At 69.0% G+C, this 24,938-nt stretch carries 22 protein-coding genes; 11 read left to right on the forward strand and 11 right to left on the reverse strand.

Translation table 11 applies throughout. The annotated features are described in order from the left end of the window. Positions 1-9 precede the first annotated feature (9 nt). The 6 genes from QSK39_RS44920 to QSK39_RS44945 all read right to left on the reverse strand — a co-directional run bounded on the left by QSK39_RS44920 (position 10) and on the right by QSK39_RS44945 (position 6,593). Positions 10-1,377, reverse strand: coding sequence for a putative type IV secretion/conjugal transfer ATPase (locus QSK39_RS44920; protein ID WP_285483925.1), 1,368 nt, complete (start codon positions 1,375-1,377; stop codon positions 10-12). A 167-nt stretch (positions 1,378-1,544) separates the two neighbouring features. Continuing rightward, positions 1,545-3,056: an SCO6880 family protein gene (locus QSK39_RS44925; RefSeq protein WP_285483926.1), complete on the reverse strand. Its 1,512-nt coding sequence runs from the start codon at positions 3,054-3,056 to the stop codon at positions 1,545-1,547. Then, positions 3,053-4,471: an ICP22 family protein gene (locus QSK39_RS44930; RefSeq protein WP_285483927.1), complete on the reverse strand. Its 1,419-nt coding sequence runs from the start codon at positions 4,469-4,471 to the stop codon at positions 3,053-3,055. The genes QSK39_RS44925 and QSK39_RS44930 overlap by 4 nt, the downstream gene beginning before the upstream one ends. Beyond that, complete coding sequence (locus QSK39_RS44935) at positions 4,468-5,280, reverse strand: hypothetical protein (protein ID WP_285483928.1); 813 nt, start codon at positions 5,278-5,280, stop codon at positions 4,468-4,470. Before QSK39_RS44935 ends, QSK39_RS44930 begins: the two co-directional genes overlap by 4 nt. A gap of 3 nt (positions 5,281-5,283) precedes the next feature. Continuing rightward, positions 5,284-5,574 carry a hypothetical protein gene (locus QSK39_RS44940; RefSeq protein WP_285483929.1) on the reverse strand — a complete coding sequence of 97 codons (291 nt, stop codon included), beginning with the start codon at positions 5,572-5,574 and terminating at the stop codon, positions 5,284-5,286. Positions 5,575-5,666: 92 nt separating this feature from the next. Next, positions 5,667-6,593 carry a P-loop NTPase family protein gene (locus tag QSK39_RS44945; RefSeq protein ID WP_285483930.1) on the reverse strand — a complete coding sequence of 309 codons (927 nt, stop codon included), beginning with the start codon at positions 6,591-6,593 and terminating at the stop codon, positions 5,667-5,669. Between the two features lie 235 nt (positions 6,594-6,828). On the opposite strand from QSK39_RS44945, the gene QSK39_RS44950 reads away from it, so the two are divergent. Beyond that, positions 6,829-7,476 carry a hypothetical protein gene (locus QSK39_RS44950; RefSeq protein WP_285483931.1) on the forward strand — a complete coding sequence of 216 codons (648 nt, stop codon included), beginning with the start codon at positions 6,829-6,831 and terminating at the stop codon, positions 7,474-7,476. 24 nt (positions 7,477-7,500) lie between these two features. Here QSK39_RS44950 and QSK39_RS44955 read toward each other — a convergent pair whose 3' ends face one another. Together QSK39_RS44955 and QSK39_RS44960 are read right to left on the reverse strand one after the other, a co-directional pair. Then, on the reverse strand, positions 7,501-8,709 hold the full coding sequence (locus tag QSK39_RS44955; RefSeq protein ID WP_285483932.1) for a DUF6545 domain-containing protein: 1,209 nt from the start codon (positions 8,707-8,709) through the stop codon (positions 7,501-7,503). Next, positions 8,702-9,328 (reverse strand): hypothetical protein, encoded by a 627-nt coding sequence (locus QSK39_RS44960; protein ID WP_285483933.1) that lies wholly within the window; start codon positions 9,326-9,328, stop codon positions 8,702-8,704. Before QSK39_RS44960 ends, QSK39_RS44955 begins: the two co-directional genes overlap by 8 nt. A gap of 97 nt (positions 9,329-9,425) precedes the next feature. Here QSK39_RS44960 and QSK39_RS44965 point away from each other — a divergent pair, with 97 nt between their 5' ends. Continuing rightward, entirely contained in the window at positions 9,426-10,661 is a 1,236-nt protein-coding gene (locus QSK39_RS44965) for a cytochrome P450 (protein ID WP_285483934.1), read from the forward strand. Here the strand turns inward: QSK39_RS44965 and QSK39_RS44970 are convergent. Continuing rightward, positions 10,615-12,873: an ATP-binding protein gene (locus QSK39_RS44970; RefSeq protein ID WP_285483935.1), complete on the reverse strand. Its 2,259-nt coding sequence runs from the start codon at positions 12,871-12,873 to the stop codon at positions 10,615-10,617. The genes QSK39_RS44965 and QSK39_RS44970 overlap by 47 nt on opposite strands. An 888-nt stretch (positions 12,874-13,761) precedes the next feature. Between QSK39_RS44970 and QSK39_RS44975 the strand changes: the two genes are divergently transcribed. From QSK39_RS44975 to QSK39_RS45015, 9 genes are all read left to right on the forward strand, one after another. Continuing rightward, positions 13,762-15,681, forward strand: coding sequence for a S53 family peptidase (locus QSK39_RS44975; RefSeq protein ID WP_285483936.1), 1,920 nt, complete (start codon positions 13,762-13,764; stop codon positions 15,679-15,681). An 82-nt stretch (positions 15,682-15,763) separates the two neighbouring features. Beyond that, positions 15,764-16,636, forward strand: a complete 873-nt coding sequence (locus QSK39_RS44980) for a L,D-transpeptidase family protein (protein ID WP_285483937.1) — start codon at positions 15,764-15,766, stop codon at positions 16,634-16,636. Positions 16,637-16,670: 34 nt separating this feature from the next. Beyond that, positions 16,671-17,420, forward strand: a complete 750-nt coding sequence (locus tag QSK39_RS44985; RefSeq protein WP_285483938.1) for a hypothetical protein — start codon at positions 16,671-16,673, stop codon at positions 17,418-17,420. A gap of 153 nt (positions 17,421-17,573) precedes the next feature. Next, the gene (locus QSK39_RS44990; protein WP_285483939.1) at positions 17,574-18,683 is read left to right on the forward strand and encodes a hypothetical protein; all 1,110 of its coding nucleotides are present in this window, start codon (positions 17,574-17,576) and stop codon (positions 18,681-18,683) included. A gap of 22 nt (positions 18,684-18,705) precedes the next feature. Then, positions 18,706-19,179, forward strand: coding sequence for a cupin domain-containing protein (locus tag QSK39_RS44995; protein ID WP_285483940.1), 474 nt, complete (start codon positions 18,706-18,708; stop codon positions 19,177-19,179). Between the two features lie 100 nt (positions 19,180-19,279). Then, positions 19,280-19,477, forward strand: coding sequence for a hypothetical protein (locus QSK39_RS45000; protein ID WP_285483941.1), 198 nt, complete (start codon positions 19,280-19,282; stop codon positions 19,475-19,477). A 2-nt stretch (positions 19,478-19,479) separates the two neighbouring features. Next, on the forward strand, positions 19,480-20,613 hold the full coding sequence (locus QSK39_RS45005) for a 3-oxoacyl-[acyl-carrier-protein] synthase III C-terminal domain-containing protein (protein ID WP_285484351.1): 1,134 nt from the start codon (positions 19,480-19,482) through the stop codon (positions 20,611-20,613). Positions 20,614-20,825: 212 nt separating this feature from the next. Continuing rightward, complete coding sequence (locus QSK39_RS45010) at positions 20,826-21,155, forward strand: AbrB/MazE/SpoVT family DNA-binding domain-containing protein (protein ID WP_285483942.1); 330 nt, start codon at positions 20,826-20,828, stop codon at positions 21,153-21,155. Next, on the forward strand, positions 21,152-22,219 hold the full coding sequence (locus tag QSK39_RS45015; RefSeq protein ID WP_285483943.1) for a tyrosine-type recombinase/integrase: 1,068 nt from the start codon (positions 21,152-21,154) through the stop codon (positions 22,217-22,219). The genes QSK39_RS45010 and QSK39_RS45015 overlap by 4 nt, the downstream gene beginning before the upstream one ends. Before the next feature lie 36 nt (positions 22,220-22,255). Here QSK39_RS45015 and QSK39_RS45020 read toward each other — a convergent pair whose 3' ends face one another. Together QSK39_RS45020 and QSK39_RS45025 are read right to left on the reverse strand one after the other, a co-directional pair. Then, complete coding sequence (locus QSK39_RS45020; RefSeq protein WP_285483944.1) at positions 22,256-23,146, reverse strand: lipase family protein; 891 nt, start codon at positions 23,144-23,146, stop codon at positions 22,256-22,258. After that, entirely contained in the window at positions 23,143-24,870 is a 1,728-nt protein-coding gene (locus QSK39_RS45025) for a caspase family protein (RefSeq protein WP_285484352.1), read from the reverse strand. Before QSK39_RS45025 ends, QSK39_RS45020 begins: the two co-directional genes overlap by 4 nt. Positions 24,871-24,938: the final 68 nt, after the last annotated feature.

Consider the following 24,938-nt stretch of genomic DNA (forward strand, 5'->3'; position numbering starts at 1 on the left):
CGGCGGGCCTCATGATGGCGACGCCGATACGTCGTCACTCGGTAGCGGGTTCGGCTTCGAGACAAGCTGACTGTTGGTGTCGAAGATCCGCCGCTCGATCCGACTGAGGGTCGTCTGCACCTTGAGCCCGATCCGGTTCTCGATCTTCCACAGGGCCCGGCCCTGACGGTCGTTCGCCCACCCGGTTGTGGCTTCCTGTTCCTTGTCCGAGAGCGCGAGAACGTCGGCCAGTTCGCTCGCGACCTGCGTGGACTGTCCAAGAAGGACACGAATCGAGCACAAGGCGAGCAGGTCGCGGGCGATGGCGACTTCCTGGGAGCCGGTGGCGCCGACGGAGAGGAAGTCGCCGGGTTTGTGGCTGACCAGCACCTGGATCTTGCGCTCCGCCCGAGACAGCCGCAGTTCGCTGTCGACGGCCTGCACCGCGCGCAGGCCCAGGCGGAATTGTCGCCAGATCTCGTCGCGGACGACGATCCGCAGCTCCCCGTCTTCCTGCAGATCCGTGGCCAGCGACGACCACGACCCGAGGCAGGTCAACGCGACAGCGACAGCCTGATCGCCACGCGTGCGCAGCCGCGAGAGGTCGAGGCTTTGGATCGGGGCGTCCCAGTCGACGGTGAAATTCGTGGCCGCGTCGAACAACCCCGCCAGCGGTCCGCTGATCAAGTTCGCCAGCGCGTCGGTGATCGAGCGCAAGTGGTCGAGAAACTGGCGACGCCCGGCGAAGCGCAAGCTCTCCCACAGCCGCTCATCCGGGTCCGCCAGCATCCGGTGGACATCAGGAATCGTGATCGGCTTGAGGCGGGTGTAGCCGTCGTGGACGCCGATCAGCTGCCGCAGCACCGCCGAGAGCGTGGCCTCGTCGGTGACGGTGGGCCGGTAGCCCTGCGCTTCGGCAAGCGCGACCAGCAGCTGCACCCACCGACCTAGGACCCCGTCGAGCTCGTCGCGCTGCCGCTCGGTCGACCAGGCGTCCCAGCGGGCGGCGAGCGGGCCGAGGTCGAGGGCGTTGAGGCGGGCGTTACTGCCGCGGCCGAGCATGATCGGCGTGACACCCAGCGCGTGCAGCAGCGGGGTGTATTCGCCTTTGACGTCGCCGGAGATCAGGGTGCGGACGCCGGTGAGCATCATCCGCAGCAGGAAGGCCACCACCGTGGAGGACTTGCCCCGGCCCGGTTCACCGAACAGGACCATGTTCGGGTTGGTGCAGATCGAACGGAGGACGAACTCGACCGGATGCAGGTAGAACGCGCCGCCGGAGTGGACGTCGTAGCCCATCCGGGCCCCGACAGCCGGCAGCGGGCTCGCCGCCAGCAACGGGAACAAACCGCCGATCTCGTGCGTGCCGGCCTGATACACCTGCAGCGGCGCCGCCACGGGCGACCACCCGTACCCGGGCCGGGCGAATCCCCGTCGAGGCGCGGCCCGCTGGTTCAGGTGAGCACTGCGGCCGTCCGGACGGCGGCGCCCGGGTGGGCGGGTGCTTACCGCAGGTCCGAAGGTGGCGAGCAGTTCCGCGGCAGTTCGTTCCTCTATACGGCGGCTCATGACGCACCTCCGCCGCGCAGCCGGGGCAGTCCCACGCCGACTGGCAGGACGGCGGCGACGAACCCGGCGTCCTGAGCCAGTTCCATGCGCAGGAGCTGGAAGCGGCCGGCGATGTCGTTTTCCAGCTTGGCCGCGTGGTCCTCGACGTTCCACGTATCCGGGATCGTGACCGCGGACGCGACGGCGAACCGGACGATCCCGTGTCCAGCTGCGACCGCGTGCTCCTGCGCCCGCGCCCCGCCCGCCTCCCGGGCCTCCGCGGCGCCGGCGTTGAAGCCTTTGGAGGATTTCCAGTCCCGCACCACGCCGGTGCGGAACCGCAGCCGGCGCACCGCTTTGCGGGACCGGTGCTGGGAGAGGGTTTCGTAGTGGATGGCCAGGCTGCGGCGCTCGCCAGCGGTCTTGACCGCCAGCAGCCCGCCCAGTGACCCGAACACCGTGCCGGCCTCGGGCATCAACACCGAGTACGACACCGTGGCGAAACCGTCGTGGTAGTACGCCCGCGCCGAGGGCGCCGGAGCGTGAACCGGTCCGGCCGTCGCCCAGCGAACGCCCTCCTCGTTGCCCGCGCGATGGCGGCGCGCCGCCAGGCCCGCGGCGCTGGCCGGGTTGAACCCGGTACGGATCGCCACCGCCAGCTCCGGACCCGAGAGCCACTTCACGCCGGTGGCGCCGAGGGACTTCAGCTTGTCCTCGAGCCCGTCCAGCACCCGGTAGAGCACCGCGGCCCGGCCGGCGACCCCGCCGCCGGCCGCGGCGGCCGGACGGCGGAGAGAGTCTTCAGTTCCGGAGAGGGTGACGAACACTTCGTGCCGGACCGACACCGCCCCGACCAGCCGATCCAGCTCCTCCGTAGCCTGGCGCGCGAGCGCCGGCGCATCCGGGACGTCGTGGTCGGCGCGCCAGGCCTGGTAGTCGGCGCCGTCGTCGGGGACCGTGCGCACCAGCAGGCTCATCCGGTCGATGACCTCGCGGTGCCCGATCGACAGCAGCAGGTTGCCCAGCCGATTGGCCAGCCGCTCGCATTGAGCGTCCGAGAGCATCCCGACCCCGGCATGGGTCAGCCGGGCGGTGGCCCCCCACCGGCCCTCGCCGGTGTCGTGGATCAGGCACACCCGGCCCACATCGCGCAGCGGTGGGCCGTCAGGGAACCGCAGCCGAGCCAGCACCCCGGGCAGATCCGGCTCATCGAGATCGGTGGCCTGGCCGGTGACCGCGCGCGACTGCCACCGCGACCAGCCCAGCGCGACGCCGACGCGGTAGAGCAGCAGATGCCCCAGCCAGCGCAGCGCCGGGCGTCCGCGGACCGGTACCACGACCAGCGCCGCCGCTGTGCCGCAGAGACCGCCCAGCGCTAGCGCCTGGCCGAAACGTCCAGCGGCCAGAGCGAGAATCACTGGGATGGCGAGCCCGACGCACACGAACGCCTGCACGGGTGTCAGCCCGATGATCCAGCCTGCCCGCTCTCTGCGGGACAGTCCTTTGTAGATCCGGGTCGCGGTACTCACAACAGCACCGCGGCTTCCTCGGCTTCGCCAGCCGCAACGCCACCGCCGCCCCCGTCGGTACCCGGTGGTGGACCATCAGTTGGCTTCGGGCTCGGCGGTGTCGGTGGCCCGGTATCTCCTCCTGGGTCTGGAGGCGGCAACTCACCGTTGCCATCGTCGTCGGCGGGCCCCGCTGCGCTCGCGCCGCCGATATCACCGGTTTCGGCGGTGGGCGGTGCTGTCGTCTCGGCTGCGGGGCAGGTTCCGGAGTCTGGTGCACCGCTGCCGCCGGTCGCGTCGGCGTCGGCCGTGTTGCCGGCGGGCGTCGTAGAGGCATCGTCCGTCCCGTCAGGTGCGTGCTCGTCGCCTGTCGCGTCAGGCAGCCCGGCGGTCGTGTCGTCGGCGGCTTGGTCAAAGCGGTCGACATTCGCCTGCTCCTGAGCATCGTCGCCGTCTTCGCCGTCGCCGCTGTTTCCCTTATTTTTTAGATCTTTACGGGCCATTTTCCCGAACGCGCCAGCCACGCGACCAGCGAGGCTGTTGGCGCCGTAGGAATCCATGCCCGCATCCGCGAGCTTGTCCCGGAACACGCCTTGCGGATCGGAGTCAGGGTCGACGAACGCGAACAGCTTGAACAGCACCAACGGCACAAACAGCGCGACGAACAGCACGCCAATGCCGGCCAGCAGCCCGGAAAGGCCCTGCGCTCCGCCGACGATTGCGACCGCCAGCACCAGCACGAAGGCCAGCGCGGGCTTCATCACGACCGCGACCAGGCCCCAGCGGACGACTTTCCAGTACCACCGCGCGGTCGCATCGGCGACCAGCCCAGCCGCGGCGATGGGGATCGTCGCGACCACAACGTAGATCGCGGCTTCGCGGAACACGGCCTCGAACGCGAAGCCCAGCCCGGCCGGGATCACCCCGAAGGCGCCGGCGAGGCCGAGTACGACGGTCTTGACCTCGTCCGACAGCGCGTCGGTGAAACCGGTCATGTTCAGCGCGTCGCGGAAGTTCCCCACCCGCAGACCGGTCGACAGGATCGCTTCGGTCAGGCCGTCGGCAGTGGCGAGGAACGCCGCGACCACGCTGACGGTGATCGCGAGGGCGATGCCGTACTGGATCGGGCCGGTGATCAGGCGGATGAAGCCGCGGCCGCCGTGCAGGACGGTGGTGATGATCTGCCAGAAGAACATGCCCAGCGCGATAGCTCCGGAGATCCACAGCGTCATCGGCCACAGAATCGAGACCGGCCCGTCCGTTGTGGACACAGTGAGGATGGAGAACTGGTCAACCAGCTGAAACGCGGTCCGCAAGATGAACAACGCGGCAGCCCAGGTAGCCGCCATCAGTGGCTCCAGAACCCCACCGGCGACCGCGCCGATCGCCCCGCCGGCCAACCCGCCCAGCTTCTCCAGCAGGTCCAGGGGATTCACCGGGCACCGTCCCGGCTCAGAGGCCGATACCCAGCGGTGACCGACTCAATACTGCCCGGCCACGCGCACGTCGCGTACGCCGCGCGGGACCCGGGCGCGATGCGCCACGCGGTGCCGGTCCAGCGCAGGGCCTGGCAGTCGCCGATGCCCATACTCGTGGTCCGGCTCTGGTAGTCGAAGCTCAGCTGCCCGAGCGTGCACGCCACGACGAACCGGCCACCGTCGGCGGTGCCCTTGATCAGGCCCTGGGTGACCTCGTAGGTCACGGCCAGACCGGCCTTGATCTCTGCGGGGCGGATGTCCGCCCGGTCGCGGAATGAACTCAGCAGCGCGTACAGCCCGCTGCCCTGCGGGGCCGGTGCGTGCGGAAGTGCAGATTCGTCATAAGCCCGCAGGTACGTGGCCGGGTCGCCGCCGCGCAACGCGGTCTCGTTCAGGACGGTCAGCCAGCCGAGCGCGCCTTCCGGAGTAGCCGGAAACCCGTCGGAGATCCACCGTGTCGCGATCGGGGCCGGTCGCGGCACGGTGATCGGCGGACCGGCTGTTGCGGTCGTCAGTTCGTGCGGCAGTGCCGCTTCCGGCGGCAGGGTCAGCATGGGACGGATCGCCAGCGCGGTCGCCTCGTCGATCGGTGGCGTGGGCGCTGTCGGGTTCGCGCTGGTGGGTGGCGGTGCTGCCGCGGGCGCGGGCGGATTCGTCGAGTGCCGGGCAAGGAGCACCGCCACGACCGCGGCCACGAGCAAAGCCGTGACCGTGACCAGGCGGCGCGCTCGCCTGCGGGGGCGCGGCGGTGTGGTGGAGGTGAACATGGCTCAGCCGCCCGCGAAGCTGTTGATGAGTGACCAGCCGATGCCGTAGAGGATCGCGCCGGCGATGGCGCAGAGCATCATGACCACGCCGACCTTCCCGGCCCGGTGGTGATCGACCCACCGGCCGCCGGCCCAGACGATCAACCCGATGAAGAATCCGGCGACGAGGGCGACTCCCGCGCCCCACTTGACGTTGTTGAGCAGGCCGAGGATCTTGTCGCCGCCGACGTCGGGTTTGACCGGTGTCGGATCGGGGATCTGGGCGAGCCAGTCGGTGAAAATGTGCGCGAGCATCGAGCCCTCCGCATCGCACCGCCCGACGTCACGTCGAGCGGGTCAGATGGGAGGGCGTTGAAGTTCTTCTCGGGCTGAGCGGCGGGACGCTCTCAGCCGGTATCGCGGTCGGGCGCGCCGCTGCCGCGTCCACGGGCGATCCGCGGCCACTGCGGGGACAGGCGGCGTGTCCGCTGCGGCAGCACATGCCACGAACGAAGCAGGTGTTCGGCAGGCGAGCGCAGCGACGGCGGTGTCACCTCCGCGGTGACTCCGCGCACGGCCACAGCACGCTCATGGGGAAAGAACGCAGCGTCGGGCAACAGGGCGCTGGTGCGGCGCCCCGCAGTGCCTGCGACGCCTTTCGGCCACCGGCGGGCGCCCACGACGAGCAGCTGAGTGGGCGGAGTTACGGCAGCGGCACGCACCCACGGCTCCAGGCGCGCGAGAACCTGTTCGGCGTGTGCGAGTCCGGGCACCGTTGCCCGCACCACCAGGGCGGGAATCGGTGAGGGGCTGCCGACGCGCAGCCACTGCCCCGGCCCGAGCGCGGGGTCGGTCGTCAGCCGCCAGGGATCGTGGCCGATGTCGACCACGGTCACATCGACGCTGCGACCACCGCCGGGGTGCCAGTACGAGGGCGGCGGGAACATCACTGGCCGGGCAGTGTTCTCCGCCATGTCGAGGCGGGCCAGGACTGCGCGGGCGCGTCTGGAGAACCGGATCCCCGCCGCAGGGCCGGGTCCGTCCCGGCGTGGTCCGTCAGCGAGTGCTGCCCGGCCGAGTCCGGAGCGGACGGGATCGCCGGCGTCGATGAGCAGAACCGATCGTCCCGCCAGCTGGAGTGCGTCGGCGATCGCGACGGCAGTGCTCGTGGCGCCGGCCCCGGGAGATGCGGCCAGGACCGGCACGACGCGGCCGAACGGCGACCAGTCGACCAGCTCGATCCCAGGTTCGGTGAGGGTGGGCTGGTGCCGCTCGACAAGCGGCGTGTCCACACTGGAGCAAGCGGCTGGAGTTGCGTCTTCGGATGTGGTCATGCCGCGGCCTCCCCTCAGCGGTGGTGGTGCGCCGGTGAAGGGTGCGGCGGTCACAGCGGGACCGTGCTCCAACCCCCTGGTCGGGGTGGCGTGGGTTGCGTTCTCTCGATAATCCGAAGATAATCGCAACGACTGTGGTTCTTTGCTTCGATGGTAGACGCAACTCGCAATGTGTCAAATATCGACCAACGCGGCAAAGTCAACACCCAGCGGTAACCGTATAGGTGGGGGCGACGTGGGACGACGGCTGGACGATGAGCCGACTTTCGACAGCTGGGAGACGACGTCACCGGCCTACCTGACCTCGCCGATGCCGCGACGCACCTACGCTGCCCAGCAACAGCTCACCCTTGACCTGCTCAACCTCGACACCTTCGCCGAGCGCCTGACGTTTCTGTTCGACCACGCCTCGACTTACTACGTGCTCGGCGGTGAACCGGTCGTCGACCCCGACGAGATCACGCGGCTCGCCGCCGAGGAGGCGGCAGGGTTTCAGAGCTTCACTGCCCGGGTCCCGCTGGTGGCGAGATGGGTTCAGGCTCGAACCGGGCTGACCTTGGCCAAGCAGGCTCTGCACAACTTCAAGGGCGGGGTGCGCGAGAACAGCCGGCCGGCGATTACCCGGGCCTTGGCCGAGTTCTGGCAGATCCACCCGAACCTGCTGGACCCCAGTGTCCCGGCGGCGGAGTTCGAGCTGCCGTATGACGAATCCGACCGCCGAACCCACGAGCTGGTGACCGAGCTCGGGTTGCTCGGTGTCAGCGCCCGCGACATCACCAGCTCGCTGGGTGAGGCACGCGAGGCCGACAAGCGGCAGCTGCTGAAAGTGCTGGAGCGGATTGCCCAGACCCGCCGCGACATCAACCACGGACGATCCAGTTGACAGCGCAACTGCCGTAACGACAGGTCATGCCGTGCTGCGGCTGTACTGCTTGGAGCCCAGTGTCTCCGCCAAGCGCTGAACACGACGCTGTCCGATCAGGTGTCCCACTGTGGCCAGCCACGCGAGCCGGTGGCCGTCGTCGATGTGCAAGCGCTCGGTTTCGGGCCACCATGCCTCGGCGTCGAAGTCGGGGGCATGGTGGCCCGGAGTGTGCGCTGCTGACGGTTGTGACAGGTGCGCGACAACGGCGGCGATGGCTACCTCGATCTCGACGGCTGCGGCCGCCGGTTCGATGTCGTCACCGTCGTGACCGAGCTCCCGGAGGTCAGCGCGGATCCGGCGCTGTGTGTGCAGGTCGATCAGCCGATCGACGATGAGCAATGCATCTTCGATCTCGACCAGCTGCTTCGTCAGGGTCAGCGGTGGCCGGCTGCGATGAGCAAGCAGGATCCGCGCTCGCCGCCACAGGTGCTCGACTGCGGCCTCCTGCCGCGTCCGCCGGCGCTGGTCGAGGCGCTCGAACAGCGTCCGGGTGGCCGCGGCGAACAGAGAGCCGACGACGAACAACGCCAGACCGGCGGCGTCGGTGAAGATCGCGAAATGAGTCCCGTGGGGCGAATGGCGCGGGTCGACCAGTAGACGAAGTACGACCCCGAGCCGCCAGGCCAGCCCGCCCAGCGACACCGCCACGCCCAGCTGGGCCAGGACGACACCGCCGCGCACGCCCGCCACCTCGCCCAGCGCCACCACGGTCAATCCCAGCAGGAGCAGCGCGAGCCAGCCCACCATGTAGGTGAGGTAGATCGCGCTGTAGAGCTGCGACGGTAGCGTCGGGTTACGAGGTGACCCAAACCAGGATGTATGGGCTCCGGCCAGCACGTACAGGGTGATCATCACCGCCGCGCAGACCGTGAAGATGGTGACGACGGCCGGCATGGGAAGGCGAAGCTGTCCCAGGGTGTGCAGGAACCCGGCGGTGCACACCATGGCCAGCATCGCCAGCAGGTTGTGCGCCACGATCCCGGCGTTGTGCAGCCCGGTCAGACGATCGACCCAGTCCAGGGTCATCGGATCCCCGGCGGCCAGAGACAGGGCCATGCAGGCGATGCCTGCGGTCAGGAAGTGGCGGCTGAGGGCGTAGCCGACACCGCGGTTGACCAGCGTCTTGCGCGCCGCTTCGGCCACGCCCGCGGCCGCGGCGCCGTACCAGGCGAGCGAGACCGCGTCAGGCATCGGCGCACAGGTGCCGGCGGGCTCCGAACGCTGCCCGCAGCGCGGTCCTACCTGGCGGCAGCCGATCTCGCTGGCGCGCCGCTCCGCTCTGCACGTGCGCACGAAGCAGGTAGGCGAACTGCTCAGCCTCGGCCTCACAGCGGTCGCCGGGGTGTGTGCGACGCCGGCAGAGGTGATCGCCGAGGTGTCCCAGCACCCAGTGGCCGACCTCGTGGAAGGCGATGTGGGCGACGTGAGCGGGTGCCGCTTTGGCCGCGACCATGAGCCAGCACTCCTCGCGAGACCGCGCCAGCAACCCGCTGGCCCCGCCGCGGGTCGTCGACATCCGCCCGAGGACTACGGTCATGCCGCGTTGCTTTCCGACCGCCTTGAGGAAGGCGCGTAATTCGAACGGGTATCGGATCGGCAATGTGCCGATGATGTCTTCGCAGCGCCGGATGAACTCCCGATCCTCGCGTCCTGTGGTGTTCACTTTCTCCCCTGAGTGTTCGTCGGATCCAGCCGGTCCCCACCAGCCGTCGTGCTCACACTCCTCGTGCCGATCTTCATACCGGCAGGTCAAAGCGTTGCAGTCATCCTGACGGACACGCTCCGCAATCGAGGCCCTGTCGCGCCACATTCGGCCCACATTTCGGCGATGTGGAGTCCACATGCGTGTCCACCAACGCCTGCCCGGCCCTTGAACAAGGGCGCTCACGGCGAGTAGTCAGATGAGTATGGTTCTGGAATCTGGGGGCGCAGAGGCGCACGAATCGGGGACCGGTCCGAGGGATCTGGCGTGGTCGTTCAACCACCTCGAGCCCACTATCGCCGAGACGGCCTACGAGACGCTCGGGGCGATCCGCCGAGGCTGTCCGGTCGCGCGCAGTGGCGAACTGGGCGGCTTCGTGCTGGTCACCGGATACGAGGAGGTCCGCGAGGCCGCGCGCGCCCCCGACCGGTTCAGCGCCTACGTTGACGGGCTAGGCGCGGCGGCGGTGGTCACCGAGATGCGGGAGGCCGTCGCGCCGATGTTCGAGACCGACGGGAAGCACCACAACCAGTGGCGGCGGCTGCTGCAGGACTTTTTCACACCTGCGGCCGCAGCCGCGCAGGAGCAGTATGTCCGGGCGGTCTGCCGGGAGACGTTGCAGGAGCTGATCCCGCACGGCGCCGCCGACCTCGTCGGGGCCTACACCCGCCAGGTACCGCCCCTGGTGATCGGCCGGGTCCTGGGGCTGACCGAGCTCGAACGCGCATGGCTGTCTGAGCACATCCGCGCCCTCTACAGTGCCGAGACGCTCACCGACGCCAGGCACGCGGGACGGATCTACGCGGACTTCCTGCTCGAGCGCATCCACGAACGCCGGACCCATCCCACCGCCGACCTGCTCTCGCAGATGGTGACCGCGCAGGTCGACGAGCGGAGCTCTGACGATGACGAGCTGGTCAAGATGACCATGCTGATGGTCGCCGCCGGGCACCTGACCACCGCCGACGCATGCGCCACCGCGATTCTGCAGCTGCTCGAGGATCCGACGCTGCGAGAACATGTGTCCGCGGAGCCGACTGCTCTGGAGGCGTTTGTGGAGGAGCTGATCCGCTACGAGCCTGCGGTTGCAGTAACCGGCCGCACCGTGACCACCGCGACCCGGCTCGGCGATGTGCCCCTCTCCCCCGGGGATCGGCTGCTGCTGGCCTGGGGCAGCGCAAACCGCGACGAACGCGTCTTCGACGACGGCAACGTCTTCCGCCTCGACCGCGAACACAGCAGGCCACAGCACGTGGGGTGGGGCTCCGGCGAGCACCGCTGCCTCGGTCGGCACCTTGCCTGCGTCGAACTGCGCGTCATGCTCACCGAGCTGCTGCGCGCACTCCCCTGTTTGCGGCTCCAGCCCGGTGCCACGGTGCGCCGGACGTTCGGCGTCATCCGCGGCGTCGCCGCGTTGCCGGTTCAGTGGGAACGCCGGTAGGCGCCGACCGGGCCATGTACCAGTCGGCGAGCTCTCGACGTCCCTCCAGGTTCAGCAGGTCGTAGATCGCGCTCAGCTCGTTCTCGACCGTCCGCACGGAGAACTGCACGGTGGCCGCGATCTGCTGGTTCTTCAGCTTCCTGGCGACCAGCCGGGCGATCGTCCACTGCCGCTCGGTCAAGACGGGCTCTGGTGGGCAGTCGGCGTCGTCGAGGGCGAGGGCCACGATCTGGTCATCGTCGAGCATGCTGCCCTCGCGGTAGGCAGCCGTCGCCTCCACCGGCCCGAGCACCAACGCGATCGCCGCGGCGGCGTGTCCCCGGTGGCGTTTGAAGCCGGCCAGGCCGTTGAAGTGGACGCCGTGACGTGCTTGCAGGCTGTCCGAGCCGCCGATCCGCCGCGCCGCGCCGACGTAGTCGCCGGCCTCCGCGCGAGCCCAGGCATCCTTCTCCACCCACCATCCGGGCCCCCACAGGTCACCGAGCGCGAGCTGTCTCCGCAGTGGCGCGGTGTTGTTGATGACCGGCTCGGAACAGGCAGGCAGCCCACGCGTCCACTCAGCCCACGTCAGCGCCCACTCGGCGCCGCGACGGCGGGCCTCGGCGAGGCAGCGTTGCGACATCCGGTCGGCGTCTTCCGCCGGCCCCAGCACCCCGGCCGTGATGGCATGAAACAGGTCTGCCATGTAGCCCAGGCCGTCGGCACCTGCAGCGCGGAAGCCAGCGGCGGCAGCCGCCAGTTTCGCGAACCCGCTCCGCAGCCCCAGGGCCAGCGCCTCATAAGTGCCCTCGACGAGCTGGACAGCCGGAGTGTCTTCCTTGCCTGCCTCGCGGGCCAGGCGCAGGCACTCGTCCAGATGGATCTTGCCGCGTTCTTGGTCACCGAGCGCGATCCAGACCCAGCCGGCCATCGCCAGCGCCGAGATCCGCACCTCCGTTGCCCCGGTGGGCCCGGCACTCAGCAGGTCTTCGACCAGGCGGCAAGCCTGGATCTCGGTGGCGAAGAAGAACGGCGCCCGGGTCGCGAACAGATCGACCATGATCGCCAGACCGCCCTCAGTCCGATCGTGCTCGGCGCACCAGGCTACGGCGGCGGTGATGTTGCGAGATTCGGCGTTGACCAGGTCCAGCCACCGGATCTCCTCTGGCCCGAAATACCGCACGGCCGCCTCGCGGACCAGCCCTGCGACCCAGGCGCAGTGGCGCTCACCGATGGCGTCCAGCTCGCCGAACGCCCTCAGCCGGCGTCGTCCGTATTCGCGCAGGAAGGTGTGCTGGCGGTATCGCGCGTCGGAGGAGGCGCCTTCGATGACCGAGTGGCGCACCAGGTGATCCAGAGTTGCAAGGATCTCGTCGCGTTCGATCAGGTCGTCCGCGCACACCTGTTCGGCCGCCTCGAGGGTGAACCCGCCGGTGAACACGGTCAACCGCGCCCAGACCCGCTGTTGCTGCTGTGAGCACAGGTCCCAGGATTCGGTGATAGCGATGTCGAGGGCGAGATGGTGCGCTGGGATTCCGCGCGCGCCTGGGCCATACCGCAGCGACGCGCCGCCTTGGAGTCGATCGAGGACCACCGCCGGGGCCCGGCCCGCGCCCAGCTGGGCCGCGACCAGCTCCAGGACCAGCGGAACCCCAGCCGACCAGCGCACCAGGTCGACGATCGCCGACCAGTCGTCCTGGTCCGTCAGCGGCCGTCCGGCAGCGACGGCTCGGTCTGCCAGCAACCGGATCGCATCACACTGTTCGGCCGTCGCACGGTCGGCGTGCTCGGCGGGAATCGACAATGGAGCGAGGTGGACTACGTGCTCACCACGGATGTCCAGGTACGCGCGGCTGGTGGCGACCACCTGCACCGTGGTGGTCTCTGTGATCAAGCGGTCGGCCAGCTCGGCAACCGCGTCCAGTACCGGTTCGCAGTTATCCAGCATGATCAAGACACGGCGTTCGCTGACATGGTCAATCAGCACCTCCACGGGCTCGGCGGCCGGCTGATGATGCGAGATGCGGAGTTCTGCGATAAGCAAGTTGCAGATCCTCTGCATAACATCGGCAGTATTGGCCTGCGCACCGATCTCAGCCAGCCTGATGAACACTGCCGAGTCGTAGCGCTCGTTCATCTGCACGAGCAGCTCTCCGGCGAGCCGCGTTTTCCCGATACCCGGCGAGCCGGTCAGCGTCACCATCCGGGCGTCGCCATTCAGCCGCTCGCGCACGCCGACCAGCTCGTGCGATCGCCCAAAGAATGTCGTCAGCTGGACACCAGCGTGCGGCTGCCCGGCCGGCCTGCAAACGGGTCTATTCATCGCGCCGAATAGGCATACGTCGACCCGCACAGTTCACGCTGACGTCTTATCTCGATCTGCCCCACGCTTCCCCTCCCCAAGTCGCGCTAACCAGCCGGCCCGACCAGTCGGCTTTCGACCTGCCGTGACCCAGGCGGCGACATCCACCCCGAATGTGCCGCGCTCCGTGGCAGATGTCGTACCACGCGTGGCCCACGAAGATCATCCACCCTCTGACCGAACACCCGATCGGGTTAACGGTCGACACACTGCCCACCTCGAGCAACACCGGACACTAAACAGCCATTTCGACCACCTGACAGAAACCGCCGACATGCACCTCTTCGCACTCGCGAGCACGACACAGCACCCCCGCACCGCCCCGCCACACGGCGCGCATGCCACAGTCATCGACTCAGCATAATCGCCACAGTCGTTGACTTTTTTCCAGAATTGGTTAGTGTTCGTCTCAGCAAGGCAGACTCGTGCTCCACCCTGGGGAGGCGTGGAATCTCGCACGGTCAGCCCAACACGTAGGGACATTCACGTGTTTCCACCATCCACACCGCACAGGCCGCAGTTCGCACGCGGACCGCCCACTACGGACGCAACAGTAGTAGATCGTCACGCGCCCGGCGCTGCTTCGGGCTTCTCGAACAGCGACCTGTACATCCGGCCGCACACGGCCGGCTTTGTAGCCCATGACGTCTCCGCTCAGCCCACTTAGCGCATCCCTGGCTGCAGCACGAGGCAGATCCATCAGCCCACCTCACGTGACGCTGATCGGACTTTCCCCTTTCCATTCAAGGAGAAACCTCGATGCACAGCCGTCTTTGGCATGTCCTCGCCGCGACCGCGGCCCTACTAGTCTCCACCGCGGCCACCGCCGTCGCGGCACCCGACACCGCCGCCGGCGACACCGGCGACCGTGCGCCGATCGCCGGTAGCACCCCGGCTTGGGCCACACCACACACCGAAGTCGCCCGCAGCAACGGAAACACCGTCCGGCACATCCAGGTCGCTCTCACGTTGCGCGACCAGGCCGGCGCCGAACGCCTCGCCGCCCAGCTGGCGACACCGGGCAGCGCCGGGCATGGAAAATTCCTGTCCTCGAAGGAGTTTCTCGATCGATTCGCTCCGACGCAGGACGCCGTCGACCAGGTGTCGCGCTGGCTGGGCACGCAGGGCTTGCACGTGACCGGCGTCAGCGCCAACCGGCACTTCGTCGATGCCGAAGCTCCGACCATCGCGCTGGAGTCGGCGTTCGGGACGAGGATCGCCGCGTTCCGGGCCCGGGTCGACGGCGCCACCCGCACGCTCGCGGCCCCGGCGTCGCCGGTGACCGTCCCGGGCTCGCTGCGTGCCTCGATCACCGCGGTGCTCGGCCTAGACGACAGCGCCGCCCTGCTCACGCCCCAGCACACCCGCCCTGCCGCCGCGGCGGCGGAGCAGCACTGTGCGCGGTGGTGGGGCGAGCAGAACAACACCGACGTCCCGCAGAAGTACCCGTCCGGATCCCAATCGAACTCGCTGTGCGGCTACACCGGTACCCAGGTCCGCGCGATGTACAAGCTGGGCAACGGAAACACCGGGGCGGGCACGACGATCGGTGTCGTCGGCGCCTACAACTCCGCCACCGTCGTGGCCGACACCAACCAGGCCGCCACCCAGCTCGGCGTGCCGCCGCTGACGGTCGGCCAGTACAGCGCGGTGCTGCCGCAGGGCGGGTTCGCCGACGCGAGCGAGTGTGGTGCCGACGGGTGGGCCGCCGAGCAGACCCTGGACGTGCAGGCCTCGCACACCATCGCCCCGGGCGCGAAGATCCGTTACTACGCTGGGAAGACCTGTAAGGGCACCGGGCTCTACGACGCGTTCAACCAGGCCGTGACCGACAACGCCGTGGACGTGATCAGCAACAGCTACGGCAACGCCGACGGCGAAGCCAGCTTGCCGCAGGCCGCGCGGGACCAGTTCAACAGCATGGCGCTGCAGGCAGCGATCCAGGGCCAGACCATCACCGTGTCCACCGGCGACGCCGGCAACAACTCCGGCCCCGTCGGCCACCCGACCGCGAGCTTCCCGTCTTCGAGCCCGTGGGTCGTGGCCGTCGGGGGCACCAGCGTCGGCCTGGACCAGAACAACCAGGCCACGGTGTTGACCGGGTGGGAGAACAGCGGCAACACCCAGTCCGGCAACACCTGGGCGCCGCAGCGGGACGCGGACGGCCCGTTCGCCTCCGGCTCCGGCGGCGGCACCTCCGCCCTCTACGACGCGCCGGACTGGCAGGCCGGCGTCGTCCCCGGCAGCGGCGGTAGGCGCGCCGTGCCGGACATCGCGGCCCTGGCCGACTCCTACACCGGGATGCTGGTCGGGCAGACCATCAAGGGCGCCTTCGGGATCGGCTCCTACGGCGGCACCTCGCTCGCCTCGCCGCTGATCGCCGGCCTCGTCGCCGACGCCCAGCAGGCCCGCTCCGGCACCGCCCGCGCCGGACTGCTCACCCCCGTCCTCTACAGCCTGCGCGGGTCCAGCGCGATCGCCGACGTCACGCCGCAGAAGGCTGGGGTCTGGACGCCGATGATGCACGCCTTCGGCGGCGTCGCCGTCCCCGGCGGGCAGGGCAGCTACCTGATCGACTTCGACGCCCGTCCGCAGAACCTGCAGAGCGGTCCCGGCTGGGACAACGTCACCGGCCTCGGCACGCCAGCCGACGGCTTCATCGGCGCGCTTTCTCAGTAACCACAACCTCTTTCGCGGCAGGCCCGCTCGACAGTGGGCTGGCCTGCCGTGGCCTCCATCGACCTTGAGGAAGGACTGTTTCATGTCCGAGATGCCACAGCCGGCACCGAATCGGTGGCGGGTGCTCGCGCTCTGGCTGGTCGGGATCGCGCTGGTCGCTACCGCGGGGGCGCTGCTCGCACCATCAACGACAGCGCCCGACGCCGCTCGCGGCGGCGCCGTGCCGGTCGAGCTGGGAGTCGAGCTCCACAGCCCGGTCATCGCCGCCCGCGCGGTCCCGAATCTGGCCGGGCTGCCCGAGGCCAGCACCTTCGGCACCGTCGCGAACGCTCCGCAGGACGCGATGACCGAGGAGATACCGGACGGGCAGCTCGTGCACCCGACCGAACCGGTTCCGGTATTCGACCAGCCCGGTGGCGCGCCGATAGCCGTTCTTCCGACCACGCAGCTCGGGTCCGACACGTGGGTGCCGGTGATCGCGGAGGAACCGGGCTGGGTGCAGGTGCTGCTGCCGTCGCGGCCCAACGGCTCCACCGGCTGGCTGTCCACTCAGGACAGCACGCTCGCGATTCGGTCGACGACCGACCGGATCGTCATCGACCGGGCGGCTTTCCGGCTCACGCTCTACCGCGACCACCAGCAGATCGGCACCTGGAGCGTCGGCGTCGGTACGGCGGCCGCGCCGACCCCGGCCGGTCGGACGTTCGTCCTCGCCTCGATGACCGACGCGAAGCAGAAATTCAGCCCGGTGATCTTCCCGCTCGGGATCCACTCGGCGACCTTTTCCACCTACGGCGGCGGCCCCGGCACCACGGGCATCCACGGCTGGCCCACCACCGACGTCTTCGGCCGCCCATCCAGCGACGGATGCATCCGCGTCCCCGCCGACGCCCTCGCCACCTTCACCAACCCTGCCGACCCGGTGCCCATCGGCACCCCGGTCCTCATCCGCTAACCCAACGACACCAACACTTCTGGAGAAGCCAGCCATGAACACCTCTCGTACCGCCCTCGCCGCCGCCGGAGCAGGCGCGCTCCTCATAGGCACCCTCACCACGCTCGCCTCCGGCTGCACCCCGGCGACCGCGGCGCCGCCCGCCCTCGCGGCCGCCGCGGCGACGTCGACCGCGACCGGCATCTCTGTCTCCGGCGGAGAACACCTCACCGCGCGGCCGAGCGTGTCCAGCAACGGCGCGATCAAGACCGCCGGCGGCTCGGTCTCCAGTCCCAGCGGCGCGGTCATGGCCAGCGGCATCAGCCTGCAGGCCGGCGCCGGATTCGCCGAAGCCCGGGTCGCGTCCGTGCGGGTCGGCGGGACCACCATCGGACCGTTCACCGCGACCTGCCGCAACGGAGCCCTCACCACCAGCGCCCCCAAGGCCAGCAGCGGCAACCTCAAGGTCACCGGCGGCGGGCACGGCACCGCCGGGGTCATCACCGTCACCACCAGCACCGCACCCACCCACACCAACGGAACCAGCGGCCCGACATCGGCCAAGCCGAGCGCGGGCACGGCGATCACCGTGACGGTGGCGACGGTCAGCTGCGGCGCCGGAACTCCGCCGCCGACGGGCAACCCGCCGACCGGCACCCGCCCGGCCCCGACGCACAAGCCCGGCGCTCCCGGGGCGTCCCAGCCGGGCGTACCGGGCCAGCGGCACCAGCAGGGCGACAACCCGGGCGACCGGACCGCGCCCAAGCCACAACCGAAACCCGGCCACGTAGCCGTCACCGGCTGATCACCCCCAGACCGCGCGGGCCCGCGCCCCCACCTCAACCCGCCAACGCGGGCCCGCGCACCCCCTCCCGCTCCCACGTCCCTGCCGGGCGCTCCTCCCCACGCCCGCGACACCACAACAAGCCATCCGAATCACCCACCAGGGGAGATCTCCATGTCCACACTCGTTTTCAGCCACGCCAGCCACGACTACCCCGACACCGCCACGCCCTCCGAGGACGACCGGGCCGTGCATTTCGTCGGCTCGCTGCCCGCCGTCTTGACCGGCGACCACCGCGCGACCATGCAGTGGTTCCTCGACCACAGTGCCGACACGTCGTTGACCGGGCTGCCGTGTGATCCGGATCCGCGGTGGATCATCGACTGGCTCGACGGCCTCGCCGCCGTCGACGCCCTCGATCCCGTCCGCACCGGCAACTCGGCCGACTACGACGACATGCCGACCTACCGCCTCAAGCGCGGCCACTGGCTCGAATCCGAGGACCTGTCCCTCGGACGAGCCGCACACACCGACACTGTCATGGCCGCCCGCGCCCAACTGCACGGTGACCGGGACTTTCCGCCGCATCAGGTGTCGATCCCGAACCCCTACGACCTGTCGCTGTTCACCTTCGGCAGCCCGACCGCTGCGGTCACGCACCTTCCGGTGTTCCGCCAGGCCGTGCTCGACGACGTCCACACCATCCACCGCCAGCACGGCGTCCAGGTCGTCTTCCAGCTCGAAACCCCCGCCGTCCTGGCGACCCTGGACCGCACCCCGCGGCCACTGTGGCCCGCCGCGGTGCGGGCGCTGGCCAAGCAGGTCGCGCGCGTCGTCGCCGACGGCCCCCGCGAGGCGACCTGGCGGATTCACCTCTGCCACGGCGACCTCGGCCACCAGCCCCTGTTCGAACTGACGGATCTCGTGCCTGCGGTGCAGTTCCTCAACGCGCTGCACAAGCAGCTGCACCGGCTGCGGATCCCGATGCCGGACGCGCACATCCCGATATGCACCGGAACCCAGGCCCCGTCGACAGATCCGCGGTTCTATCGGGCGTTGCGGCACCTGCGCCGCGACATCGACATCATCGCCGGACTCGTCGACGAAACCCACCCGAAGGACTCCCGCACCGCGTTGGGGTTGGTCGAGACCGAACTGGACCGGCCGGTGCTCGCCGTCGCCGCGGCCTGCGGCCACGGCCGTCGACTGGTTCCCGAGGCGGTCGCCAACGCAGCCCTCGCGTGCGAACTCGCTCATCACACCACCGACACCCTGGCCCGCTGACACCACGGAGAGGACTGCCGAGATGGACACCACGACCTCGCCGCTGCCGTCCGCCGCCGGAAATCTGGCCGGCGAAGACGAGACGCTCAAGCCGATCCTGCGCACCGGGATCGTGCCCACCCGCGCGCTGTCCGGTGGCCGGATGCACCTGCCCGGCGCCACCACCCTCGCTCCGCAACGGCACGACACCACCGAGACCGTGATCGCGGTCATCAGCGGCCACGTCGCGGTCCTCTCCGGCAACGCCATGCAGCCCTTCCATCCGCGCGCGGGCGACATGATCTACATCCCGCCGACGCTGCCGTACGCGGTGGTCAACCTCAGCAACAACGCCTCTGTCCTCGCCCTGGTCTTCCGCACCGACCCAGGCTTCGACACCGACGTGCACCGCATACCCGAACTTGACCACACCGCCCGCGACCAGATCCCCGACCTGCGCCGCACCCACCACAAGGCCCTGCTCACCCGGCGCAGCAGCCGCGCCCACCACACCTGACCCTCTCTCACCCTCCGTCCAGCACCACGCCACCCGCCGCCCCTCGGCGCCTCCCCATCACATGGCGTGCCACACCAACCGGCCCGATCAGGAAGACGTCATGCAAACCTGGATCACCGACACCGCTCGCGATCTCCTCAACGACGCGCCACCCGGCGGCCCGGTCACGCTCGACGAGATTGCCGCCTGTGCAGGCATCGCCATTCACCACCTGCGGGCCTATTACAGCTCGGTCGAGGCCATCGTCGCCGCCAGCGCCGACCTTCCAACACGTCCGCCCCAGGTTGGGCGGTGCTGACGATGCGCTGGCAAGACCTCCATCTGCGCGGCATCGGCGCCGCGCTTGGCGAGATCGTGGCCGTCGAAGACCTCGTGTCCGGACGAACGCTGCACGGAGCGACCAGCCAGCGCGCCGTGTCGATCGCCTCCGGCAGCACTGGGATGGATCTGGCCGTCCGCGCCGGCCGCAACGCCCTCGCCAGCATGGCCATGACCACCGCCGGACCGCTGCCCGTCCCCGACCTGCACTTCCACGCCGCCATCTGGCGAGGCAGCCGCGGCATCGACTTCTGGTCACGCGCCGCCTACGTCCGCACCCGGCTCGGCCTGCCCGCCGGCCGCGGGATCGCCAGCGAGCTCAACGCCATGAGCAACAGCCTCATCGGCGGCATCGACATCTCCGCCCGCGTCCTCGCCGGCAGCCCCGACATCGACACCGTCCTGCTCACCGGCGGTGAAACCTTCGGCCCACCCGCCTTCGACCACCTCACCGCCGACCACGGCATCGCCTACGGCGACGGCGGCTCCGCCCTCATCCTCGGCCGCCACCCCGGCCTCGCCCGCATCCTCGCCACCAGCTCCTACACCGACCCCACCCTCGAACAGCTCCACCGCGGCAACCAACCCTTCGCCCCCGCAGGTACCACCGAATACGGCATGGAACGGATCCGCGAACGCAAACGCCAATACACCGACGTTGTCGGCGTCGCCTCGGTCGCCCGCCGCAACCACGACGGCGTCCGCGCCGTCATCGACGAAGCCCTCCGCGACGCCGAACTCAGCATCGACGAGCTGCGCTGGGTACTGCTGCCGCACTATGGCCGGCACCTGCTGGACACTCACTGCCTGCAGCCGCTCGGCATCACCGCCGACCGCACCCTCTGCCACGCCGGAGATCAGTGGGGCCACATGGGACCGAACGACCAGATCATCGGCCTTACCCATCTGCTCGTCCGAGGCGCTGTCGCGGCCGGCGACTACGTCGCTCTGCTCGGCATCGGCATCGGCATGACCTGGACCGCCACCATCCTCCGCATCGATGCTCCACCAACTGGATTGGAGATCCTCGCCCCTCCCCTGCGCTGGCCTTGGCGAACCGACCACGTGCCCGGTTTAAGGGAGTCGCTCCCCGATCACAATCTTGGGGGTGCCTGATGTCCGCGTGGAGGAAGATCGACTGTCAGCCGGGCGATGCTGTCGACCTCGACCACGAACCCGTCGCCAGACGACGAGCGGCTAACGGCGGATCCGCGGCGGCTGATCACATCCTGCGCGCTGTTATACCCGATGCCCTCGCAGCTGTCGAACCAGCCCCGCCGGAGCCGCTGCCGGTTGCTCGGCTGCTCTCCACGCGGCGCGATGACTCCATGACGTTCGCGCTCCCGCGGGTCGACCGCGCCGGTCGGGCACACGATCAACAGGTCGTCAACGCTGCGGCGTGGTTGCCGGGCGAGGCGGTCGAGGCAATCGCGACCACCCACGCCGTCATCTTCCGCCCCCACCCGAACGGTCTACTGAAAGTAGCGCCGACGAGGTGCGTGGCCATCCCTGCGGCGGCGCGCCGCCGGTTCGGCATCGAGGCCGGCGACCGCGTTCTGCTCGCCGCGATCGAGCCCCAACGGATTGTCATCGCCTACCCGCTCACGACGCTCGACGAAGCCCTCGCAGCGTTCCACAGCACCTCGTCCGCACAATGACCGCGCATCTCGCTGCGACGCACCTGGAGATCGACCGTTCGGCACCTCGCAGGGATACCGACGTGGAGACGGCGAAACTTCTCCTCGACCGGCTCGGTGTAACAGCCGAGGACGTCTTGGCGGCTGAGCAGATCGCGGACACCGCCGCACCGACCTTTGCCGAGTACATCCCGGTCGTGGCGGCAGCGACCTCCCCGAAGTCGGCTGTGACCTGGTCCGTCTACTGGCGAGTCCTCAGCGAGAGATGGCCCGACCGCGCGATCAACGAACCGACAACGTCGGAACTGAAAGCCCTGGCAAACGAGGTTCAAGCACGCGCAGCGAGGCGTCCCGGAGCGCGTGGCGGCCAGGCAGCCAAGGCGGCCTTCACCGACGCGATCAGAACCCTGTATCGCTCCGCCGTAGACGACCAACTCGTCCGAGCGTCAAGAAATCCTGCCTTGGGACTTAGGAAGCCTCGCCAGCGGAAGAACCTACGACGGGCGCTGACAGCAAGGCAGTTGATCGAAATCAACGAAGTCGCCGCATCGACCGGAACCGACCCTGCACTCGACACCCTGATCCTCCGTCTCCACACGGAAACCGCGTGCCGACGAGGCGGAGCACTGGCGATTCGGCCGTGCGACGTCAACACGGAGCTCTGCCTACTCAAGCTCCGGGAAAAAGGCGGCACGACGCGCGATCAGCCGATCTCACGCACGCTCGCGTTGGGCCTCCTGGAACACGCCGAGGAGCGCTCGGACCACCTCACCGAGTACGACCAGCTTCTCCGGCACCGCAACGGCAACCCGATCCGCTACACAAGGTACGAGACGTTCTGGCGGCGGCTCAGCAACCACCTACCCTGGATCCGGGAGATGGGGATTACCGCGCACTGGATCCGGTACACGACACTCACCTGGGTCGAGCGGAACTACGGGTATGCGGTGGCAGCGACCTATGCGGGTCACGCTGCCGGCTATCAAACCGGCAGCACGTTGACCTACGTCGCCGCGCCGCTCGAGGAGCTGGCCGCCGCGTTGTCAGCCCTGACTGCCGAGCCGCACCCGCTTGCGTCGGCGTAAACGCAGTCCGACAGCAGATTCCGTGAGGAGCCAACGTCACGGACGGGTGAGCCCGGCATGGATCCGCCGTGCCACGTCCGCGTCCTCGAGGTAGCCGCTGATTCCGTGCCGGTTCTCGGTCGGGTTGTCGACGTCCGTCTTGTTTTCCACCACCGGTGTGGTGGGGAAATAAGCCGCGTCCAAAGGGTGAAGTGCAACGACATCGCGAGGATCGAACGCGTTGAACCACCGACCGACGCATTCCGGGTGCTGCACCGGGCTCAACTGACGTTTGATGGCGGTCACGGCCAGCGGAGAGCCGACCGTGACGAACGAGGGCACGGTCCACCCCTCCCGTGCGCCGTCGCGGCGCAGGAGGTTATAGCTGACGATCGACCCCAACGAGTGGCCTACCACCACCATCGGTTCCGCCGGCGTGAACGCCGCCCGGACTCCGGACTCGATGCGGTCGCGGATACCGATGTTGCGCAAGTACCGGTAGACGTCGTGCGTGAACGTCGCAATGCTCGGCGCGCTCGTCCCGGGCACGTACTTGTCCAGCGCACGCAGGACCGCGAGGACCCATGGCCAGTTTTGTGGCCCGCGTTCGACCGCAACCCGGTCCGCGACGTCCGCCTCGGTGAGGATCTGGTGGTCCGAGATCCCCGCCTGCTTCCGCACTTCCTGCAGGACCATGCGGACAAAGGTAGCTTCTTCGGCGCCGACACCGTTGCCGCGGACGACAACGTCAGCGACGTCCGCCCGATCCGTGGCCAGGTCGCGCAGCGTGTCACCGTAGAAAGGGAATCGGATGTGGTCGTCCGGCAGGGGCAACCGCAAGCCGGTCTTCGCCAGGCCTCGGCGCAACGCGGCGATCCACTCCTGCTTGAGGTCGTCGGCGTCCTTGTCCTGCTGGGCGCGACCGTGGACGAACACGAGCTGGGTCACAGACGCCCTCCCGTAGTTTCGAGGGCGACCCGAGCTTGCTCGGCGCCGTCCGCGGTGAACTGGGTCCACAGGCCCGGCACGAGGTGGCGGCGCAGCTCCGTCACCTCGCGGGGCAGCTGGGCGCCCAGCGCATCCAGGAGAGCCCATCCGCGGGCCAGCATGGGAACTACAGGCAGGATCGGTGCCGACTGAGGCCGAAGAGTACCGGCGAGCAGGGCGACGTCGAACAGCGCCGCGTCCAAGGTGGACACGACGTCTCGGGCCAGGGTGCGGAGGAGGTCGTCGCGCTGCAGGTCGTGATAAGCGTAAGCGGCGTGCAGAGCCGTGACGGAGTCGAACAGCCTGGATCGCCCGAGTTGCGTGGCGAACTCGTCGACGTTGCCGCGGTGAAGACGGAACATGCCCTGCCGCGCGGTCGCCGCGACGAGTGCGCGCATCGACTGAAATTCGTCTCGGTCGAAGCGGTCCGAGCCGCGACCGCGACCACGACCCCATAAGGATTCGTAGCCGATGTCCACGACGATGCCGTCTTGCAGGGTGATGACGCCGAACTGGCCGGTCAACACGGGAAGCATGACCGCTGTTCCGTTGCCGAACTGGAGGAAGACGGACGACCCGTCCACGTAGTCATCGATGGGGAGCAGGTTACGGCCCTGCACGTCGACGAACGGTGTCGCCGGGTTCCACGCGGAGGCCAGTTCGCCGCCGCGGACCACGAATCCCGCTCCAGTGAAGAACGGGGGTGGGTAGGCGGGCCGGCCGACACTTCCGAACAATTCGAGAAGGCCGTCGGCGCCGGTGATTCCCTGACTCGCGGCTTCGGCGATGACAGAGGTCGAATCCGAGTACCTCAGCTGCTCGTCCACCGCCAGCCGTGTCACCGAGCCGAGCGTCTGCGGTACTTCGATGGCGGCGGGCCCCCGCGTTTCGCCCGGCCGAGAGCCACCGCTCAAACGGGACAGCCAGGCCTTGGGTGGCGAGGTGATGATCGCTTCCGGTTGCTGGACCAGCTCCCCGGACGGCACGAGCATGGTCAAGCGACGGCTGACCTCGGCCTCGAGGTACTCGCTCAGCGGCCAGGGGCGGACCAAGCTCGATGGCGGTTGGCCGTCATCGGCTTCCAGCACTTCCTGCGCCCGGCCAGTCAGCGCGTCGACCAACGTCTTGGTGAAGACGGCGTCGTATCGCGCGGCGGCGTCGTCGGGGTCTTTGACCTCCAGAGCAGGACCACCCAGGGCGCACGCGTAGAAGTGGTCGACCGGGCGGTTTCTCTCGGCTCCGTCGAGATTGGGGAAGATCTCCGAGCCCGTGAGCGACTGCTGTGTGATGCCTTCGGCGGCTGTCCGGCAGGCGTCGGAGACGAAGACCACGTGCGGTACCCCGCACCGGCGGGCCAATACCGCACTACCGGCGACGTTAACAGCCTCGTTGGTGTATGCGGGCGCGTCTGAGAGCAGCCAGTACTCGTTTCGCCCGATGTTGACGCCGTGCCCGGCGAAGTAGACGACAAGCTGGTCTATCACCCGGGGGTCGAGGAGGTCGGCGATCGTGTCCTGAATCGCTCGGACACCCAGTTTTCCGTGTTCGTCGGTGAGCGTCCGCACCGCTTCGAACTGTTGCGAGCGAGCCCAGTTCTCGACGTCACGTATTCCCGGCAACACCGCGGGAAGCGGTGGAAGATCACCACTCTCGTGCACTCCGATGAGAACTGCCGCTCGCCGCATCACAACCACCGAATCGGTGATGGCATCCTGGGCGTTACCACCCGTTCAGGGGTCTTGTTTCGCGGCTG

It is taken from the genome of Amycolatopsis sp. NBRC 101858 (genome assembly GCF_030269325.1).
GTDB lineage: Bacteria > Actinomycetota > Actinomycetes > Mycobacteriales > Pseudonocardiaceae > Amycolatopsis > Amycolatopsis ponsaeliensis.

Coding starts and splice junctions, on each gene's coding strand:
- QSK39_RS44940 (WP_285483929.1), bottom strand. CDS start 5,574: ATGCTCGCGCACATTTTCACCGACTGGCTCGCCCAGATCCCCGATCCG.
- QSK39_RS45015 (WP_285483943.1), top strand. CDS start 21,152: ATGACCGCGCATCTCGCTGCGACGCACCTGGAGATCGACCGTTCGGCA.
- QSK39_RS44975 (WP_285483936.1), top strand. CDS start 13,762: ATGCACAGCCGTCTTTGGCATGTCCTCGCCGCGACCGCGGCCCTACTA.
- QSK39_RS44990 (WP_285483939.1), top strand. CDS start 17,574: ATGTCCACACTCGTTTTCAGCCACGCCAGCCACGACTACCCCGACACC.
- QSK39_RS44995 (WP_285483940.1), top strand. CDS start 18,706: ATGGACACCACGACCTCGCCGCTGCCGTCCGCCGCCGGAAATCTGGCC.
- QSK39_RS44965 (WP_285483934.1), top strand. CDS start 9,426: ATGGTTCTGGAATCTGGGGGCGCAGAGGCGCACGAATCGGGGACCGGT.
- QSK39_RS44985 (WP_285483938.1), top strand. CDS start 16,671: ATGAACACCTCTCGTACCGCCCTCGCCGCCGCCGGAGCAGGCGCGCTC.
- QSK39_RS44935 (WP_285483928.1), bottom strand. CDS start 5,280: ATGTTCACCTCCACCACACCGCCGCGCCCCCGCAGGCGAGCGCGCCGC.
- QSK39_RS45000 (WP_285483941.1), top strand. CDS start 19,280: ATGCAAACCTGGATCACCGACACCGCTCGCGATCTCCTCAACGACGCG.
- QSK39_RS45005 (WP_285484351.1), top strand. CDS start 19,480: ATGCGCTGGCAAGACCTCCATCTGCGCGGCATCGGCGCCGCGCTTGGC.
- QSK39_RS44960 (WP_285483933.1), bottom strand. CDS start 9,328: ATGTGGCGCGACAGGGCCTCGATTGCGGAGCGTGTCCGTCAGGATGAC.
- QSK39_RS44980 (WP_285483937.1), top strand. CDS start 15,764: ATGTCCGAGATGCCACAGCCGGCACCGAATCGGTGGCGGGTGCTCGCG.
- QSK39_RS44955 (WP_285483932.1), bottom strand. CDS start 8,709: ATGCCTGACGCGGTCTCGCTCGCCTGGTACGGCGCCGCGGCCGCGGGC.
- QSK39_RS45010 (WP_285483942.1), top strand. CDS start 20,826: ATGACGTTCGCGCTCCCGCGGGTCGACCGCGCCGGTCGGGCACACGAT.
- QSK39_RS45025 (WP_285484352.1), bottom strand. CDS start 24,870: ATGCGGCGAGCGGCAGTTCTCATCGGAGTGCACGAGAGTGGTGATCTT.
- QSK39_RS44945 (WP_285483930.1), bottom strand. CDS start 6,593: ATGACCACATCCGAAGACGCAACTCCAGCCGCTTGCTCCAGTGTGGAC.